The organism is Acinetobacter sp. NBRC 100985 (genome assembly GCF_000241225.1).
GTDB lineage: Bacteria > Pseudomonadota > Gammaproteobacteria > Pseudomonadales > Moraxellaceae > Acinetobacter > Acinetobacter venetianus.
This window is the reverse complement of sequence record NZ_BAEB01000014.1, coordinates 127,659-144,511: the sequence shown is the minus strand read 5'-3', so window position 1 is coordinate 144,511 and position 16,853 is coordinate 127,659. Positions and strand designations below refer to the sequence as shown.

The following is a 16,853-nucleotide window of genomic DNA, read 5'->3' as shown; positions in this document are numbered from 1 at the left end:
CCTATATTCATGAGCACTGTAAAAGAAAAATGAATTGTTGTCGATGTGTGACAAAAGCAAATGCCATTGATATTGTTTTTGGTAATTATTCTCATTTGTATGTATACTAAGATAAAAGATTTTAGGGTTAGTAGCGGTGCGATTGTCAGCATTAAAAGTCAAGCAAACGGCGATGATTACTAAGGTAAATCGCTTGGTTGATGACTCTGAACAGCCAGATTTAGTGGCGATTCGTTTAGAAAGTTTAGGCTTTGTTCCAGGTACACAAGTACAAGTCATTACCAAAGGCGTTTTTGGTGGCGATCCGATCCTAATCCAAATTGGTTTTACACGCTTTGCATTACGTAAAACTGAAGCTGAAAAAATTGAAATTCAAGTTGAAGGAGCACCTGCATGAGTGATGCGTTACGTGTTGCCCTTGTGGGAAATCCAAACTGCGGTAAAACCTCTCTATTTAACCATCTTACTGGAACACGCCAAAAAGTTGCCAACTATGCAGGCGTGACCGTTGAGCGTAAAGTCGGTCATTTTCAGCTTCCTTCAGGCAAAGGCGTACGTGTTTTAGATTTGCCGGGTACGTATAGTTTACTCGCGACGAGTCCTGATGAAGAGATCACGCGTGATGTTTGCCAAGGTAAAATTGCTGAGGAAGGGCAACAAGACGCATTTTTGTGTGTGGTTGATGCGACAAACTTAAAGTTGCACTTGGGTTTAGTGCTTGAAATGATTGAATTGGGTCGACCAATTCTTGTGGTGTTGAACATGATGGATGAAGCGCGTCGTCGTGGCATCCAGATCAATACGCAAAAACTGTCTGAGCGCCTTGGTGTCCCTGTTGTGGAAACAGTGGCTGTGCGTAATACAGGGATCGAAAACTTACTGCATGCCTTGGATCAAGAAAAATATACCGCTCCGCAAACTGAACTCAGTGGTTTAACGGGTGAACACCATCAGAAAATTGAAACGATTTTTAAAGATGTGGTGAACTTCGTTGATCAGGAAGATAAGCGTACAGATTTCCTAGATCGCATTTTCTTGCATCCTGTGCTGGGTTTGCTCAGCTTAGCGGTGATGATGTTTATCGTGTTCCAAGCGGTATTTGCTTGGGCTGCACCATTCATGGATGGTATTGAAGGCTTCTTTGGTTGGTTAGGTGAAACTTTAGGTGAACACATTACCCAACCATTGCTTCAAAGTCTTGTGGTTGACGGTATTATTGCGGGCGCAGGCGGTGTGGTGGTGTTCCTGCCACAGATTTTGATCTTATTCTTCTTTATCTTAGTGTTGGAAGAATCTGGTTATTTACCACGCGCAGCTTTCTTGCTCGATAAATTGATGTTTAAAGCAGGCTTAAGTGGGCGAGCATTTATTCCTTTGCTTTCAAGCTTTGCTTGTGCAGTACCGGGAATTATGGCAACACGTAGTATTAGTGATCCGCGTGATCGTTTTACCACGATTATGGTTGCACCCCTCATGACCTGTTCGGCACGCTTACCTGTTTATGCTTTATTAATTGCTGCATTTATCCCAAGTCAAACCGTGTGGGGAATCTTTAACCTGCAAGGTTTGGTGTTATTCGGTTTGTATATGGCAGGCATCGTGAGCGCATTGTGTGTTTCATTTGTGATGAAATTTTTGCAGAAAGATAAATCACAGCATGCATTATTGCTTGAGCTGCCAAGTTATCGTATTCCAGATTTAAAGAGTGTGGGTATTGGTTTACTTGATCGCGGTAAGATCTTCTTGAAGCGTGTCGGTGGAATTATCTTTGCACTTTCAATCTTGCTTTGGTTCCTATGTACCTTCCCTCAAGCACCTGATGGTGCGACACAGCCAGCGATTGATTATAGTTTTGCAGGGATGTTAGGGCATGTGATGCAACCAATTTTTGCTCCGCTCGGTTTCAATTGGCAGATCTGTATTGCCTTGATTCCTGCAATGGCGGCGCGTGAAGTTGTGGTTGCTGCATTAGGAACGGTTTATGCCTTATCTGGTGCTGATGATGATGCCGTTGCTCAAGGCTTAGCACATTTAATCAGTGCTGATGGCTCAGGTTGGTCTTTAGCTACAGGCTTATCGTTGCTGGTTTGGTTTGTTTATGCGCCACACTGCTTAGCAACACTGGCAACTGTTCGCCGTGAAACAGGTTCTTGGAAGCATGTCGCAGTGATGACTGCTTATTTGTTTGGTTTAGCTTATTTAATGTCTTTCTTTACCTACCAAATCGCATCACGCATTTGGGGGTAATGAAATCCCACTACACCTCCCTTTAAAAGAGGGAGGGAATCATTGGAGAGACGCTTATGTTTGAATACTTAATTGTTGCTGTATTGGTGCTGTGGAGTACTATCGTTGTCTTTAAAAAAGTGTTCCCTCAGACTGCGAACTCTGCATTTTTAGGACTATCGAATATCTGCCAGCAATTCGGCTGGAATAGTTTGGCAAAATGGCTTAAACCCAAAGTGGTAGTAGGCTGTGGTGGTAGTTGTGGATGTGCTGTCGATGAAAAAAATGACAGCAAAAGTACCGAAGCTGTGCAAACAGTGAAATGGCGATAAGAAACAAAATGATAAATACCCATATTTGATATGGGTATTTTTTTATGCTGAAAAAATAAAATAGATCTAAATAAAAGAAGTTTTAAAAAAGAAGATGGTTTTGAATTTAATTAAGCTAAAACTTCATTTATGAAGCTTCATAAACCATGAGGAAATAGAAGTGGCTAAGGATCGCTTCTGTTTTACTCACTGACACAAAAAAGACGGAATAAAACTAAAACTGAAAAAGCATTTAAAACAGTAAAGTGCTAACATTTTTGCCATTCTGTGATCTGCAATCAAATGGGGCAAAAATGTTAATACAACGTGGTGGATTAAAAGTTGTGGCTGGCTTGGGAATCTCTGGCGTATCAGCTGTAAACTTTCTACATGGACAGGGCTACCAAGTTGCAGTAACAGACTCTCGAGAGACTCCACCGGGTCATGATCAAATTTCTGCTGGCGTTCGAACAAGCTTTGGGAAATTAGATACAGAGCTTTTGCTACAAGCGGAAGAAATTATTTTAAGTCCAGGACTTGCGCCACAGCTTCCAGAAATTCAACAGGCAATTGAGGCGGGTATTCCTGTTGTAGGTGACATCCAACTTTTACGCCGTGCAACAGATGCGCCAATTATTGCGATTACAGGTTCCAATGCAAAAAGTACTGTAACGACTTTGGTTGGCTTAATGGCAGAAGATGCAGGTAAAAAAGTTGCTGTAGGTGGAAATCTTGGTCGCCCTGCGCTTGATCTTTTGCAAGATAAGCCTGAGCTGATTGTTTTGGAGCTTTCAAGTTTTCAGCTTGAAACGACTTCGCATTTAAATGCAGAAGTTGCAGTTGTGCTTAATATGAGTGAGGATCACTTGGATCGTCATGGTGACATGTTGGGTTATCACAAAGCTAAACATCGTATTTTCCAAGGTGTGAAAAAAGTGGTGTTTAACCGTGATGATAATCTCAGTCGTCCGTTGGTTCCTGATGTTACGCCAATGCAAAGTTTTGGTCTTAATGCACCTGATCTGAATCAATATGGTGTACTTCGTGATGCAGACGGTACAATGTGGTTGGCACGAGGCCGTGAACGTTTATTGAAAACTTCTGAAATGTATATTCAGGGCATGCATAATGTCGCGAATGCTTTAGCATGTTTGGCATTAGGCGAAGCAGTTGGTTTAGATATGCAATCGATGCTTAACACATTAAAAACCTTTAAAGGTTTGGAGCATCGCTGTGAGTTTGTGAAAACAGTCGATAACGTCCGATATTACAACGATTCTAAAGGTACCAATGTTGGTGCAACGCTCGCTGCGATTGATGGTTTGGGTGCTGCGATTGAAGTAAAAAAGGTAAACTTGCATTGATTTTAGGTGGGCAGGGTAAGGGTCAAGACTTCCGTCCACTACGTGATGCGATACAAAAATATGTCAAAAATGTCATTCTGATCGGTGAAGATGCCGCGATAATTGAGCAAGCCATCCAAGGCACTACAATCATTCAGCATGCTGATACGCTCAAAGCTGCTGTTGAGCTTGCTCAAACAGTCACACGAGTTGAGGATGTCGTTTTACTCTCGCCAGCTTGTGCTAGCTTTGACATGTTCAAAAGCTATAATGATCGTGGACATCAATTCGTGGCATGTGTAAATGCCTTGAATGAAAATAAAAACTAGGAAATGAAGTATGGCTGATTTAGCCCAAAATACAGTGCAGAAGATTTCAAGATTATTTAATCGGTTGCCTAAACTTCCTGCTGAAATGACACCACGCAATATTTTGATTTTTTGTGTGATTTCTTTACTTTGTTTTGGTTCTGTCATGGTGGCATCGGCATCTATGCCTTATGCAGAGTATATCCATGAGAATCCATTTTACTTCTTGATCCGTCATGGTATTTCAATTGTTGTTGCAGCTGTAGTTGCTTTTTTGACGTATCGTGTTTCTTTAAATATCTGGTTTAAAAATGCCTTCCCTTTATGGCTAGTTACCATGGTGCTGTTATTGGCGGTATTGGTTGTAGGCACAGAGGTCAATGGTTCGCATCGTTGGATTAAAGTCGGTGGCTTTACTTTACAGCCGACAGAAATCGCCAAAATCGTTATGGCTATTTTCACGGCAGATTACGTTGTGCGCCGTGCGAAAGAGGTTAGAACGCATTGGAAAGGCTTGCTGCGTTTGAGTGGCGTGATGGCGCTTACGGTTGGTTTTATTGTGGCAGAGCCAGATTTAGGGGCAACCGTTGTTATTGTTTTGATGATGGTGGGTGTATTCTTCTTGGCTGGTGCGCCTGCAACCCAGTTCTTAATTATGCTTGGTGCAATTCTCGCAGGGATTAGTGCACTGATTATCTTTGAGCCTTTCCGTTTCCAACGTCTTATTTCATTTACCAACCCTTGGGCTGACCCATTAGGTGTTGGATATCAGTTATCCAATGCATTGATGGCATTTGGTCGAGGTGAATGGTTTGGTACGGGGTTAGGTCATAGTGTGCAAAAACTTTCCTACCTTCCTGAAGCACATACCGACTTTATGTTGGCTGTTTTAGGTGAGGAGTTTGGATTCTTCGGCGTAACGACAGTGATGGTTTTGTCATTTACTATGTTGGCATGCTGTATTCGCATCGGACATCGTGCCTTACAACATAACTACCTGCGTGCAGGTTATTTGGCTTATGGAATCAGCATTATTTTCTTACTGCAAATTCTGGTGAATGCGGGCATGAATATGGGTTTAATGCCGACTAAGGGTTTAACGTTACCATTCATTAGTTATGGTGGTACATCTCTGATGATGTGTGCTGCGATGATTAGTCTGATTTTAAAAATTGATGCGTCAACGCAAGAGTTGAATCCAGTGAAAGAAGAATCAAACTTCTAATCGCATTAAATTCAAAAAGCCCTGAATTCAGGGCTTTTTTATTGCTTATTGATAGATGTCATTTAAATAAATGCCTTTGGGAATACGTTCTATATCCCATTGTTGAATAGCTTGTTGTAGCATTATGCGAGGTTGATCGAGCTCAACCATAGACTGACCTAAGGCAAGAATTGCTGCACTAAGTAATTCAGGTGCTTTATTGATGTCTAAGGCTTGAGCGAGATTCTGCTTTGATAATTTTTGGCCTTGACCATTCATTGCCAATGGGAGATGCATATAGCTTAACTTGGGATAGTCAAGTAATGACCCAAGCCAAATTTGTCGAACAGTATTGTCGAGTAAATCTGCGCCACGAACGACATGCGTGATCTTTTGTAGATAATCATCTACAACGACGGCAAGTTGATAACTGATAATGCCATCTCGTCGTTTTAAGACAAAATCACCGAGATCATATTTTAAATTTGAGCATTGTTGACCTTGTAAGCGATCATCAAAACAAATATGTTGATCTGATACTTTTAGGCGAATGGCTTGTTGCTCAAAATCGAGATTCAAATCACGGCAAGTACCGACATAGATATGATTTGAGCCCAACATTTTCCGTGTGCATTGGCAAGCGTAAATGTCTTGTGATTGCTTGAGTTGTTCAAGCACTTGCTCATAAATATCTAAACGGTCTTTTTGAAAAATAATTTCGGCATCTGGTTCGAATTGAAATGCATCAATACAAGACAGAATATGCGTTTCACTATTTGGATAAATACGAGGGATATCTGTATCTTCGATACGAACCAACCATTTACCATGGTTGGCTTTAGCATCACAATAACTCGCAACGGCTGTTAGCAGCGAGCCAAAATGCAAAGGGCCAGTTGGCGAGGGTGCAAATCGTCCGATATAAGACATAAAGATTGAATGGTCGTGTTTTTTAATTCTCCCCCAGACCCCTCCTTTGTAAAGGAGGAGAGTACTCAAACATTATAAATTTTCAGTACTCCTCCCTTTTTAAAGGGAGGCCGGGTGGGATTATTAACCGTTATTTTGCTTTTCTTTGATTTCAGCCAAAGTTTTGCAATCGATACATTGGGTTGCTGTTGGTCGAGCTTCTAAGCGACGCAAACCAATTTCGATACCACAGGTTTCGCAGAAACCATAATCACCGCTTTGAATTGTTTCAAGAGATTGTTCGATTTTACGAATAAGTTTGCGCTCACGATCACGTGTACGTAGCTCAATCGCAAACTCTTCTTCTTGAGTTGCTCGGTCATTGACATCAGGTAGTGCACTTGATTCATCTTGCATTGTATTCAATGTGCGATCAACTTCAGACATTAACTCAGCTTTCCATGCATTTAGGATTTGGCGGAAATGCTCAAGTTGTCCATCAGACATGTATTCTTCATTTTTTTTCGGCTGATAAGGTTCGATTCCAAACAAGCTAGCAGTTGTACCGCCTTCAGAAGCTTTTGGTTTGGTTTTGCGTACACGTTTTACAGTCGATTTTTGATCGTCGATCACTGCTGTCTGTTCGTCCAAGACTTGATTTTGGTTGTCATTCGCCATATAGGGCATTCCTCATCATACACGTACTATCTATACGCAAAAAATATGGTGATATGCAAGTGTTTTTATAGAAACCGAAGATGGTTTTTCCCATCAAGGGTCGACATCATATAGAGTTTTTGAGCAAGATGGTAGTCATTCCTGTCTAGATTTCGTGAGAAATCTAGGATGTGATTTGTAATCAAAAGTTTAGTCATAGCCTAAAACTTCAGAACTACTCATCCGCTGCGAATTTGATAGTCTATAGACTTGAGTTTCTATTTCACCATTGGATTTAAGTCGGATATAGCGATAACCAGGGTGTTCTTCGTCTAAAGCAAATTTGTCACTTTTTGGCTTAAACTGGATGCATGTCGAAGGTGTAGATAAGAATTCTACGCCTTGCCAAGTATTGATCGAATCCTGATGCACATGCCCACATACAATTGCTTTAACATTATTAAATGGCTCGATCGTCTCTAATAAATCAGAAGAATTTTTGAGTTTATGTTGATCAATCCAAGCTGATTGCATTGCAAACGGATGATGGTGACATGCAATAATCACATAACAATCTTTTAACTCAGTTAGTAATTGAGTGAGTTGCTGTAATTGAATGTCTGCAATTTTCCCATCGATACGTTCTGGTTGCGCGCTGTTTAATAAAATGATGCGCCAGTTACCTACTTCAACAACGGTCGGTTTGGTCGGTTCTGTTTCATGAAATGGAAAATAGGCTACATCGTCATGATTTCCCGGTGTATGAAAAAATGGAATTCCCAAGGTATTCATATGTTCGAGATAACGATGGTACGTCACAGGTGTTGGATTTTGTGCTAAATCACCAGTATGGACGATTAGGTCAATTTCAGAGTGCTGTTGGCGCATCAAGTCGATTACTGCACGGAAACTTTGCTCAGGTTGCATCCCGACAAATTCCAAATGCGGATACTCTAATAAGTGTGTATCGGTAATCTGTACCATCACAAAATCTTTTTGTGATAATGTTGAGACTTGAAAAGTCACAGTCTTACCCCCTTCAGATTTTTATCGTTGTTGTAAATGTTGAGCAAGCCACTGTAATGCCATGATCACAGGTGCATTTCTCAAACGCCCGTTTTTTAATAAGAGTGTTAACTCAGAATAATCAAATAAATGAAGTTGAATATTTTCGCCTTCATCTGGCATACCAAAGATTCCACCTGTTAAAGGTAGATCTACTTCTGCCACATAGAGATGAAAGAATTCTGAACATGCACCAGCAGAAGGGTAGAAGCTAAATAAATGTTGTAATTCTTTTATTTCACAACCTGATTCTTCTAAACTTTCACGGCGAATACATATTTCAGGAGATTCATCTCCATCAAGTACACCAGCAATTACTTCAAGTTGCCATGCTGATTCAACGTCATTCAACGCGCCAATACGAAATTGTTCTATCAATGCAAAGCGCTGTTGTTGATCATCATATAATAAAACGCCAGCGGCTTCTGGACGATGTACGAGTTCACGTTGAATCAAAGGTGAATAATCCGAGCGATTAAATAATCGATGTCGAATATTCACTTTCTCAACTTGAATGAATCCTCGAAATAAAAACTCTCGAGATTCTATCGTAACGTCGGATGCTGAATAGCTGGCGTGATCAAGAATGGTCATCTTCAATCAGGATGAGATTGTACATATCTCATCCTAACCGAGAATGATTCGCGGGAAAATCTTTTTTTAGTCGATTTACACTTTGTGGTACAGTTTTTGACCATGTTCCTGATAAGCGGTTTTCATGGCATTGAGACCTGCTTCAACATCTGTTTCTGCATCATTTGACTGCTTGGCATTGTGTTGATTTTGAGCATAATCTCGCACATTTTGTGTGATTTTCATCGAGCAGAATTTAGGTCCACACATTGAACAGAAGTGCGCTGATTTATGTGCTTCTTTCGGAAGTGTTTCATCATGCATACTGCGTGCTGTATCAGGGTCTAAGCTCAGATTGAATTGGTCATCCCAGCGGAACTCAAAACGTGCTTTAGATAAAGCATTGTCACGAACTTGAGCACCCGGATGACCTTTGGCTAAGTCGGCTGCATGAGCTGCAATTTTATAAGTAATGATGCCATCTTTAACATCTTTCTTATTTGGCAAACCTAAATGCTCTTTCGGGGTAACATAGCAAAGCATCGCTGTGCCATACCAACCAATCATCGCAGCACCAATCGCAGAGGTAATATGGTCATAACCCGGAGCGATATCTGTAGTGAGTGGTCCAAGCGTATAGAACGGCGCTTCTTTACAGACTTCAAGTTGTAGATCCATATTTTCTTTGATCATATGCATTGGCACATGTCCCGGACCTTCGATCATCACTTGGACATCATGTTCCCAAGCACGATGTGTCAATTCACCCAGCGTTTTAAGTTCACTAAATTGTGCTTCATCATTGGCATCTTGAACACAACCTGGGCGTAACCCATCACCTAAGCTAAATGACACATCATAAGCTTTCATGATTTCACAAATTTCGTCGAAATGCGTGTAGAGGAAGTTTTCTTCATGATGCGCTAAGCACCATTGTGCCATGATTGAACCACCACGAGACACGATGCCAGTGAGGCGATTCGCGGTCATTGGTACATAACGAAGTAACACACCCGCATGGATTGTAAAATAGTCTACGCCTTGCTCGGCTTGCTCAATCAAGGTGTCTTTAAAGATTTCCCATGTGAGATCTTCAGCAACGCCGTCGACTTTTTCCAAAGCTTGATAAATCGGAACTGTACCAATTGGAACTGGCGAATTTCGGATAATCCATTCACGTGTTTCGTGAATATTCTTGCCAGTCGATAAGTCCATAATGGTGTCAGCGCCCCAACGGGTTGCCCACGTCATTTTAGAAACTTCTTCATCAATCGAAGAGCCAAGTGCTGAGTTACCAATATTGGCATTAATTTTAACCAAGAAATTGCGACCAATAATCATTGGTTCACATTCTGGATGGTTAATATTGGCAGGAATGATGGCACGACCCGCAGCAACTTCTTGACGGACAAATTCAGGCGTAATCTCTTTTAGATTCTGTGCACCAAAGTTTTGACCTTCATGTTGACGCATATCAACACCTTCAGATTGACGCTGATTTTCACGAATCGCAATATATTCCATTTCAGGCGTGATGATACCTTGTTTGGCATAGTGCATTTGCGTGACATTCTTGCCAGCTTTGGCGCGGCGAGGGTTTTGAATATGTGCAAAGCGAATGTCTGCGGTACGAATATCTTTTAAACGTGCTTGGCCAAACTCAGAGCTTAAGCCTGTCAGTACATCGGTATCTTGACGTTCTTCGATCCACGTTTGGCGTATAGAAGGTAAGCCTTTATTGAGATCGATTTCGATGCTTGGATCAGTATAGACACCAGACGTGTCATAGACCATCACAGGTGGATTATGTTCACCGCCTAAACCTGTGGGTGTTTCAGTCAAACTAATTTCACGAAACGGAACTTGGATGTCAGGGCGAGAACCTTCAACATACACTTTGCGCGAAGCAGGTAATATACGGGTTAAATCTTTAGCGTCTTGCTCATGTTGAGCAGAAATATCAGCAGGGGAAAGATTCGTTAATTGGTTCATGGCATGATCCTTATGTATGGCATTAACGAATCAAGCACGACCAAAAACAATGGCAGATTTATCTCTATGATAAATAAAGGCTAAGTTTTTTGTTGGGCTTGATTCCTACGCAGGTGTTAACCTGATCAGGTTCAACGGTACTCATCTTTAAATCCCGAAGTGTGACCTCAGTATTAAGACAATCTCAGCAGTTTGTTAACTGCGCTCCGTCAAGCAATGTCCAAAGCTTAGCAGATTTAAAAAAAATGCTTGTTTAATTCTCGTCAAATTTGAATGCAAATTGCATCAACGTGACAGTCTTTTTGATGGTCCTTTTCCCAAGGTGAGGAAAGCTGCAATAACGATTTTAATTGCTCATATGGATTCGGTGTTTCATGGCTCTCACTTGTTGCTGAAGCCTCATGAATATCTGAGTCACTGACAATTTGAAACTTCTCAGATCGCTGCTCTATTGGTGTCGCGATAAAATCCAAGAATTTTTGTGCAGTAGAAGCAAGGTCAGTGTCTGTGCGTTTTGCTAGGGCTTTAATTATGGCTAAGGCATCTGGATCAATCCATGTATTTGGAGCAAACTCATCCGAAACAGGGCTATTGTCTACTCCTAGAAAGATCAGGTAACGATACTCGTCCAGTAGACTTTGAGCATCTGTTTTGAATTTAGCGTTTGGATATTGTTTTAAGTAGTTTTCCCAAAACAATGCTCGACTCACGAGCTCACTCCAAGAAATAGTTAATGCAGCATCGTTGTAGAGAATATCTTGGTTATCCTTTGCCATTTGTTTGACAAAGCGCTGTTGGTCTATAGGTAAAGTGGGAGCGAAAATATCAAGGATATATTGAGGTTGTCTTCGATATTCAAAAACACCTTCACCAATATATTGAAACTCAATATAGGCTTGACCTTGATGTTTGAGCAGATATTGATCTCTCTTTGCTAGTTTTTTAAATAGCTCCTGACTGCCCACTTGGATTGTTGATGTGCGACGGTCTGGATGATTATTTTCGTTATCTAAAATGCTATATGAGTACTCTGAAAGCGCATCTAAACTTTTCTCATCTGTATCTGCATCCAAGAAACGTTTGTACATTTTTGTTGAATCATCTAACCATTTTAATTGTTGTGTATTGTCAGCTTGAGTCATACATTTCTTTAATTGAGTATTGACCTGAGTGAGTGATTCAACGGTGCTGCTACGGCCAATCTTTTCAAGATTTTGGCTCAAAGTTTGACATTCATGATTTGCTGACTTGGTTTTAACTGAAGGTTGTTTTTGTTGCTGCTCGTTTTCAATAGCATTTTGGGGTGTTTTCTGACATCCTGTGATGAAGACGGTGCATAACAAACATATGTTGAAAATACGCATCATAAAGTTCTTTATCTATTTCTATATTGTTGTGTTGACGTGATTATAATGACAAGTTTATAAACATGAAATCTAGCGATTGATTGTCATAAAACTTTCATCATTATTATGTTTTAATCACCAATCATTTTTCCATGTGTCTAGTGGAGGCATACTGTGAGTCCAAGTAATCCTGTGTTAAGTCACCATATTTCTTCACAATTTAATGAAGACTTACAAGCTGTGCACACTAAATTTATGACAATGGGGGGATTGGTTGAACAGCAGGTTGCCAATGCAATTCATTCTTTGCTCGATACAGATGCAAATTTAGCAATCGACGTACAATTTAAAGATAATACGGTCAATCAATATGAACGTGATATTGATGAAGGTTTAACTCTGATTTTGGCACGTCGTCATCCAGCAGCAATCGATTTGCGTATGGTGATTGCGATGAGCAAAGCTAATACTGATTTAGAGCGTATTGGCGATGAAGCTGCAAAAATTGCACGTATTGCACAAAACCTTTGTGAGGAAGGCGAGTCTCCTCGTGGTTATATGGAAACGCGTCATATTGGCAACCAAGTCCGTGTCATGATCCATGATGCACTAGATGCTTTTGCTCGTTTAGATGTGGATCAAGCGCTCAAAGTTGTTATGGCAGATGCTGATATTGACCGTGAATATCAATCTGCAACACGTACCTTGATGACTTATATGATTGAAGATCCTCGCCATATTTCGCGTGTGATGAATGTGATGTGGGTGTTGCGTGCGCTTGAGCGTGTTGGTGATCATGCTCGTAATATTTCTGAACAAGTCATTTATATGGCGAAAGGGATGGATGTTCGTCATACCAGCATTGAAGAGATTGAGCAGAAAGTAAATCAAAAATAATTGGAAAATGAAAATAATATCGAGCCGTAGATTATTCTGCGGCTTTTTTTATCGGTAAATTTAAAATAAAAAAATCCCAGACTTCGGGGGAAAAGTCTGGGAGAGAAATATCATGCATTACGTGAGATATCGGTGTATCTCTTTGTCTTTCTGAATACAAATATAGATCGAGTTGATTTAAGTGTCATGTAGACAAGTGTGTATACTCTGTAATGCTTTATTACTAGTGTAAATATCACGTAAAAAGAGAGCTGAAACACAGCTCTCTTTTTACCAGTAAAATTAGACTAAGTGCTTATTTTTGCTCAGTCCAACCTTCTGCTTTCTCAACGCTTTCATCATTGTTGAAGAATTTCTCACGTTGCTCTTCAAGGAATTTTTTTGCATCAGGTTCAAACACATTTAAGCGCTTTTCATTGATGAGCGTGGTTTGGTGTTTTAGCCATTCCTGCCAAGCCTGTTTCGAAACTGTCTCAAAAAGCTCTTGACCCTTTGCTCCTGGAAAAGGTGCAAAGTCTAAGCCTTCTAATTCTTTTTGATACTTACGGCAAAATACTTGTCTAGTCATCATAAATCCTTAAGCGTATAGCTGTTCTAGGCGAGTGTGTGCACGAGCGATTGCAGCCTCAACTTGTTTAGGGGCAGTGCCACCGATGTGATCACGCGCATTCACAGAAGCTTCTAAGGTGAGTGCTTTATCGAACACATCTGCTGTAATGAGATCAGAGAACTGTTGAAGCTGTTCAAGTGTTAATTCAGATAAATCTTTCTCTTCGGCAACACCGAGCGCAACTGCCTTACCTACGATTTCATGTGCATCACGGAAAGCAACACCTTTCTTCACAAGATAGTCAGCAAGGTCTGTTGCTGTGGAGAAACCACGTAATGCAGCTTCACGCATAATTTCAATATTTGGTACTAATGCTGGCACCATGTCAGCAAACGCCATCAATGAACCACGGACAGTATCAATCGCATCGAATAGTGGCTCTTTGTCTTCTTGGTTGTCTTTGTTATACGCCAAAGGCTGACCTTTCATGAGTGTCAGTAAGCTAATTAAATCACCAAAAACACGACCAGATTTACCACGGACTAACTCAGGAACATCTGGGTTTTTCTTCTGTGGCATGATTGATGAGCCAGTACAGAAACGATCAGGAATGTTGATGAATTTGAACTGTGCTGAAGTCCATAAAATGAGCTCTTCAGACATACGTGATAAATGCATCATGATTAACGATGCAGCTGCATTAAATTCAATTGCAAAGTCTCGATCAGAAACTGCATCTAATGAGTTTTCTGAAACAGCTTCAAAGCCTAAAAGTTCTGCGGTATAGGCACGATCAATCGGGTAGGTTGTGCCTGCCAAAGCTGCTGAGCCGAGAGGCATACGGTTGACACGTTTGCGACAGTCTTGTAAGCGCTCAGTATCACGTACCAGCATTTCAAACCAAGCTAATAAGTGATGACCAAAAGTTACAGGCTGAGCTGTTTGTAAATGCGTAAAGCCAGGCATGATGGTATTGGTATTTTGGCTTGCTAAACTGAGAAGGCCTTTTTGTAAACGTAGAAGCAAACCTAAAATGTCATCAATTTCATCACGTAGATATAAGCGAATATCTGTTGCAACTTGGTCATTGCGACTGCGACCTGTATGAAGTTTCTTACCTGTAATGCCAATACGTTGAGTCAGACGAGACTCAATGTTCATGTGCACGTCTTCTAGGTCAATGCGCCATTCAAAGTTACCCGCTTCAATTTCTGCTTTAATCGTCGTTAAACCTTGAATGATGTCATCACGTTCAGCTTCAGTAAGTACACCGACTTTAGCGAGCATCGTTGCATGTGCAATTGAACCAGCAATATCTTGTTTATAAAAACGTTGGTCAAATTGCACAGATGCTGTAAATTCTGCAACAAAAGCATCTGTTGCTTCAGAGAAGCGACCGCCCCACATACCAGAGGTTTGATTAGGGCTTGCTGAAGATGAGGATTGAGAAGATGTGGTCATGGCGGCTCAGTAAAATAAAAAAGAGTATAGCAAATCCAAACGCAGTTGCCGAAACTCGACGTAAGAAGTTATCGCAATCTCGTCAGATGAATTCATCAGGGTCTTATTTTTTACGAAAATTGGCCAATGGCAACACTTATTAGAATTAATTGTTGCAAGTAACGTTTTAGCGATGGTTTTAGCGCTTGCAGAAGCACGCTCGTGGGAAGCATTAGAATGGCTTCGATTTTTACAATTCATGTTTTTTATTAATTGGGTGATTTTATCTTTTTCTGCGCTTGTGGATTATTTCCAAGAATTTTTTGCCAAATTTAGCCAGAAAGTTGCATTAACACTTGGTTTTCTTTTACTTCAGATGATTGTGTTATTTACTACTTGTGCGGTGAATATTATTCAATTTGGGGCGACACGTTCGAGTCAGTTCTCTGAAGAAATTCTGTTTCATGGTGCGAGCTTGCATTTGGGCTATGGAGTCTTGCTAGGTGCATTCTGTTTGCGCTATTTATATATGCGGGAACAATGGCTTAACCAGCAGTACAGTGAGCTGAATGCGCGTATTCAGGCAATGCAGGCTAGAATCCATCCACATTTTTTATTTAATAGTTTAAATAGTGTGGTGAGTTTGATCGCGATTGATCCTGATAAAGCCGAAAATATGCTAATCAATTTATCGCGGTTATTTAGAGCGAGTTTTCAAGAATTGAAATTGGTGAGTTTGGATGAGGAAATTGACCTCTGTCAGCAGTATTTAAGTATAGAAAAAATGCGTTTGGGTGAGCGTTTAAATGTAGAATGGAACATACAAGCGACACCAATTGAATTAAAACGGGTGACGATTCCATTATTAACGTTGCAACCTTTGCTAGAGAATAGTATTTTTCATGGGGTGGAATCGGTTTTGCAGCCATCTACAATCAGCGTATTGGTTGAAATATTGCAAAATCAAGTCAGTATAGTCATTACTAACCCTTATTCTCACGATAAAATAAAATCGAGAAAAGGGAATGGTATTGCGATAGAAAATGTGGAACAACGCTTGAAAGCTTATTATGGGCGGTCGGTGAAGTTTCAGGTCTATGGGGGAGCGTCCTTATATACGACTGTGGTGAGTTACCACTATCGAGTAAAATAATAAGTCGAGTTAACCATAAAAAATATGGATGAAGTTAACGGTGACAAGGAGGAGAGGATGAAAGTTCTGATTGCTGATGATGAACCTCTCGCAGTAGAGCGTTTGTCACGTTTAGTGACCCAAATGGGGCATGAAGTGATTGCGACGGCGCATCATGGGCAGGATGTGTTAAATCATATTGAAAACGACTCGCCCGATGTCGTTTTATTAGATATTCAAATGCCAGGGATGAATGGTTTGGAATGTGCTGAACAACTCAGCCGTTTAAATCCGCGTCCAGCAATTATTTTTTGCACGGCATATGATCAACATGCATTGGAAGCATTTAAATTTCAAGCACAAGGATATTTGCTTAAACCTGTTGCACAACAAGACTTACAGCAGGTTTTTAATAATTTAACTCAATTAACACAAGCACAAATGACTGGTTTACAACAACAAGACGATATGTACGATACCAAAGCCCAACGCCATCAAATTGCTGCGAAAACTTATCGCGGGGTCGAACTCATTCCACTGGAAAATGTTTATTATTTTCTTGCTGATCAAAAATACGTTACGGTTCGCCATAAAAATGGCAGCGTATTAATTGATGAGACGTTAAAAGACTTAGAGCTTGAATTTTCGGATCGTTTTATTCGGATTCATCGTAATGCACTCGTTTCTTTAGATTATTTGGAAGGACTGGAGTTGGTTGCTGCGGGACAATATCAAGTGCGCTTGCGGGAACTTGATGAGCGCTTGTCGGTGAGTCGTCGCCACTTACCAAGTCTACGAGAGTGTATGCATCAGTTGTAATCAGGCAGTTTTCTGTAGGGTAGCGCACACTTTGTGATTTTTTGCTTGCAATTTTAGATGAGCAAGTTAAGTTTGGAACAA

Annotated in this window: 14 protein-coding genes, 2 pseudogenes and 1 riboswitch; of the genes and pseudogenes, 8 read left to right on the top strand and 8 right to left on the bottom strand. The window is 40.6% G+C overall.

Going from position 1 to position 16,853, the window contains the following annotated elements; genetic code table 11:
- Positions 1-136 precede the first annotated feature (136 nt).
- The 5 genes and pseudogenes from ACT4_RS04735 to ftsW all read left to right on the top strand — a co-directional run bounded on the left by ACT4_RS04735 (position 137) and on the right by ftsW (position 5,413).
- Positions 137-397 (top strand): FeoA family protein, encoded by a 261-nt coding sequence (locus ACT4_RS04735; RefSeq protein WP_007480191.1) that lies wholly within the window; start codon positions 137-139, stop codon positions 395-397.
- Positions 394-2,247, top strand: coding sequence for a ferrous iron transporter B (locus tag ACT4_RS04730; protein ID WP_004876360.1), 1,854 nt, complete (start codon positions 394-396; stop codon positions 2,245-2,247). The genes ACT4_RS04735 and ACT4_RS04730 overlap by 4 nt, the downstream gene beginning before the upstream one ends.
- Before the next feature lie 56 nt (positions 2,248-2,303).
- Positions 2,304-2,558, top strand: a complete 255-nt coding sequence (locus tag ACT4_RS04725) for a DUF6587 family protein (protein WP_007480190.1) — start codon at positions 2,304-2,306, stop codon at positions 2,556-2,558.
- A gap of 293 nt (positions 2,559-2,851) precedes the next feature.
- Positions 2,852-4,209: pseudogene (gene murD / locus ACT4_RS04720) on the top strand (UDP-N-acetylmuramoyl-L-alanine--D-glutamate ligase).
- A gap of 10 nt (positions 4,210-4,219) precedes the next feature.
- The gene (gene ftsW, locus ACT4_RS04715; RefSeq protein WP_004876364.1) at positions 4,220-5,413 is read left to right on the top strand and encodes a putative lipid II flippase FtsW; all 1,194 of its coding nucleotides are present in this window, start codon (positions 4,220-4,222) and stop codon (positions 5,411-5,413) included.
- Positions 5,414-5,458: 45 nt separating this feature from the next.
- Here the strand turns inward: ftsW and gluQRS are convergent, their stop codons facing one another.
- The 6 genes from gluQRS to ACT4_RS04685 all read right to left on the bottom strand — a co-directional run bounded on the left by gluQRS (position 5,459) and on the right by ACT4_RS04685 (position 11,811).
- Positions 5,459-6,322: a tRNA glutamyl-Q(34) synthetase GluQRS gene (gluQRS, locus tag ACT4_RS04710; RefSeq protein WP_007480187.1), complete on the bottom strand. Its 864-nt coding sequence runs from the start codon at positions 6,320-6,322 to the stop codon at positions 5,459-5,461.
- 123 nt (positions 6,323-6,445) lie between these two features.
- Positions 6,446-6,979: an RNA polymerase-binding protein DksA gene (gene dksA / locus ACT4_RS04705; RefSeq protein WP_004876369.1), complete on the bottom strand. Its 534-nt coding sequence runs from the start codon at positions 6,977-6,979 to the stop codon at positions 6,446-6,448.
- Between the two features lie 189 nt (positions 6,980-7,168).
- A complete protein-coding gene (gene cpdA / locus ACT4_RS04700; protein WP_004876370.1) occupies positions 7,169-7,984 on the bottom strand; it encodes a 3',5'-cyclic-AMP phosphodiesterase in 816 nt (271 codons plus the stop codon).
- A 21-nt stretch (positions 7,985-8,005) separates the two neighbouring features.
- Positions 8,006-8,617, bottom strand: a complete 612-nt coding sequence (locus tag ACT4_RS04695) for an NUDIX domain-containing protein (RefSeq protein ID WP_007480186.1) — start codon at positions 8,615-8,617, stop codon at positions 8,006-8,008.
- Between the two features lie 75 nt (positions 8,618-8,692).
- Positions 8,693-10,588, bottom strand: a complete 1,896-nt coding sequence (gene thiC, locus ACT4_RS04690) for a phosphomethylpyrimidine synthase ThiC (RefSeq protein WP_007480185.1) — start codon at positions 10,586-10,588, stop codon at positions 8,693-8,695.
- 85 nt (positions 10,589-10,673) lie between these two features.
- Positions 10,674-10,807: riboswitch (TPP riboswitch) on the bottom strand.
- A gap of 44 nt (positions 10,808-10,851) precedes the next feature.
- Positions 10,852-11,811 (bottom strand): hypothetical protein, encoded by a 960-nt coding sequence (locus tag ACT4_RS04685; RefSeq protein WP_007480184.1) that lies wholly within the window; start codon positions 11,809-11,811, stop codon positions 10,852-10,854.
- Between the two features lie 297 nt (positions 11,812-12,108).
- Here ACT4_RS04685 and phoU point away from each other — a divergent pair, with 297 nt between their 5' ends.
- Positions 12,109-12,831, top strand: a complete 723-nt coding sequence (gene phoU, locus ACT4_RS04680; protein WP_004876380.1) for a phosphate signaling complex protein PhoU — start codon at positions 12,109-12,111, stop codon at positions 12,829-12,831.
- A gap of 295 nt (positions 12,832-13,126) precedes the next feature.
- On the opposite strand, the gene ACT4_RS04675 is transcribed toward phoU, so the two are convergent.
- Positions 13,127-13,399, bottom strand: a complete 273-nt coding sequence (locus ACT4_RS04675) for an oxidative damage protection protein (RefSeq protein WP_004876381.1) — start codon at positions 13,397-13,399, stop codon at positions 13,127-13,129.
- A 9-nt stretch (positions 13,400-13,408) separates the two neighbouring features.
- On the bottom strand, positions 13,409-14,842 hold the full coding sequence (gene argH, locus ACT4_RS04670) for an argininosuccinate lyase (protein WP_007480183.1): 1,434 nt from the start codon (positions 14,840-14,842) through the stop codon (positions 13,409-13,411).
- On the opposite strand from argH, the pseudogene ACT4_RS04665 reads away from it, so the two are divergent.
- Positions 14,833-15,974 (top strand): annotated as a pseudogene (locus ACT4_RS04665) (sensor histidine kinase). The gene argH and the pseudogene ACT4_RS04665 sit on opposite strands and share 10 nt — an antisense overlap.
- A gap of 57 nt (positions 15,975-16,031) precedes the next feature.
- Complete coding sequence (locus tag ACT4_RS04660; protein ID WP_007480181.1) at positions 16,032-16,772, top strand: LytTR family DNA-binding domain-containing protein; 741 nt, start codon at positions 16,032-16,034, stop codon at positions 16,770-16,772.
- Positions 16,773-16,853: the final 81 nt, after the last annotated feature.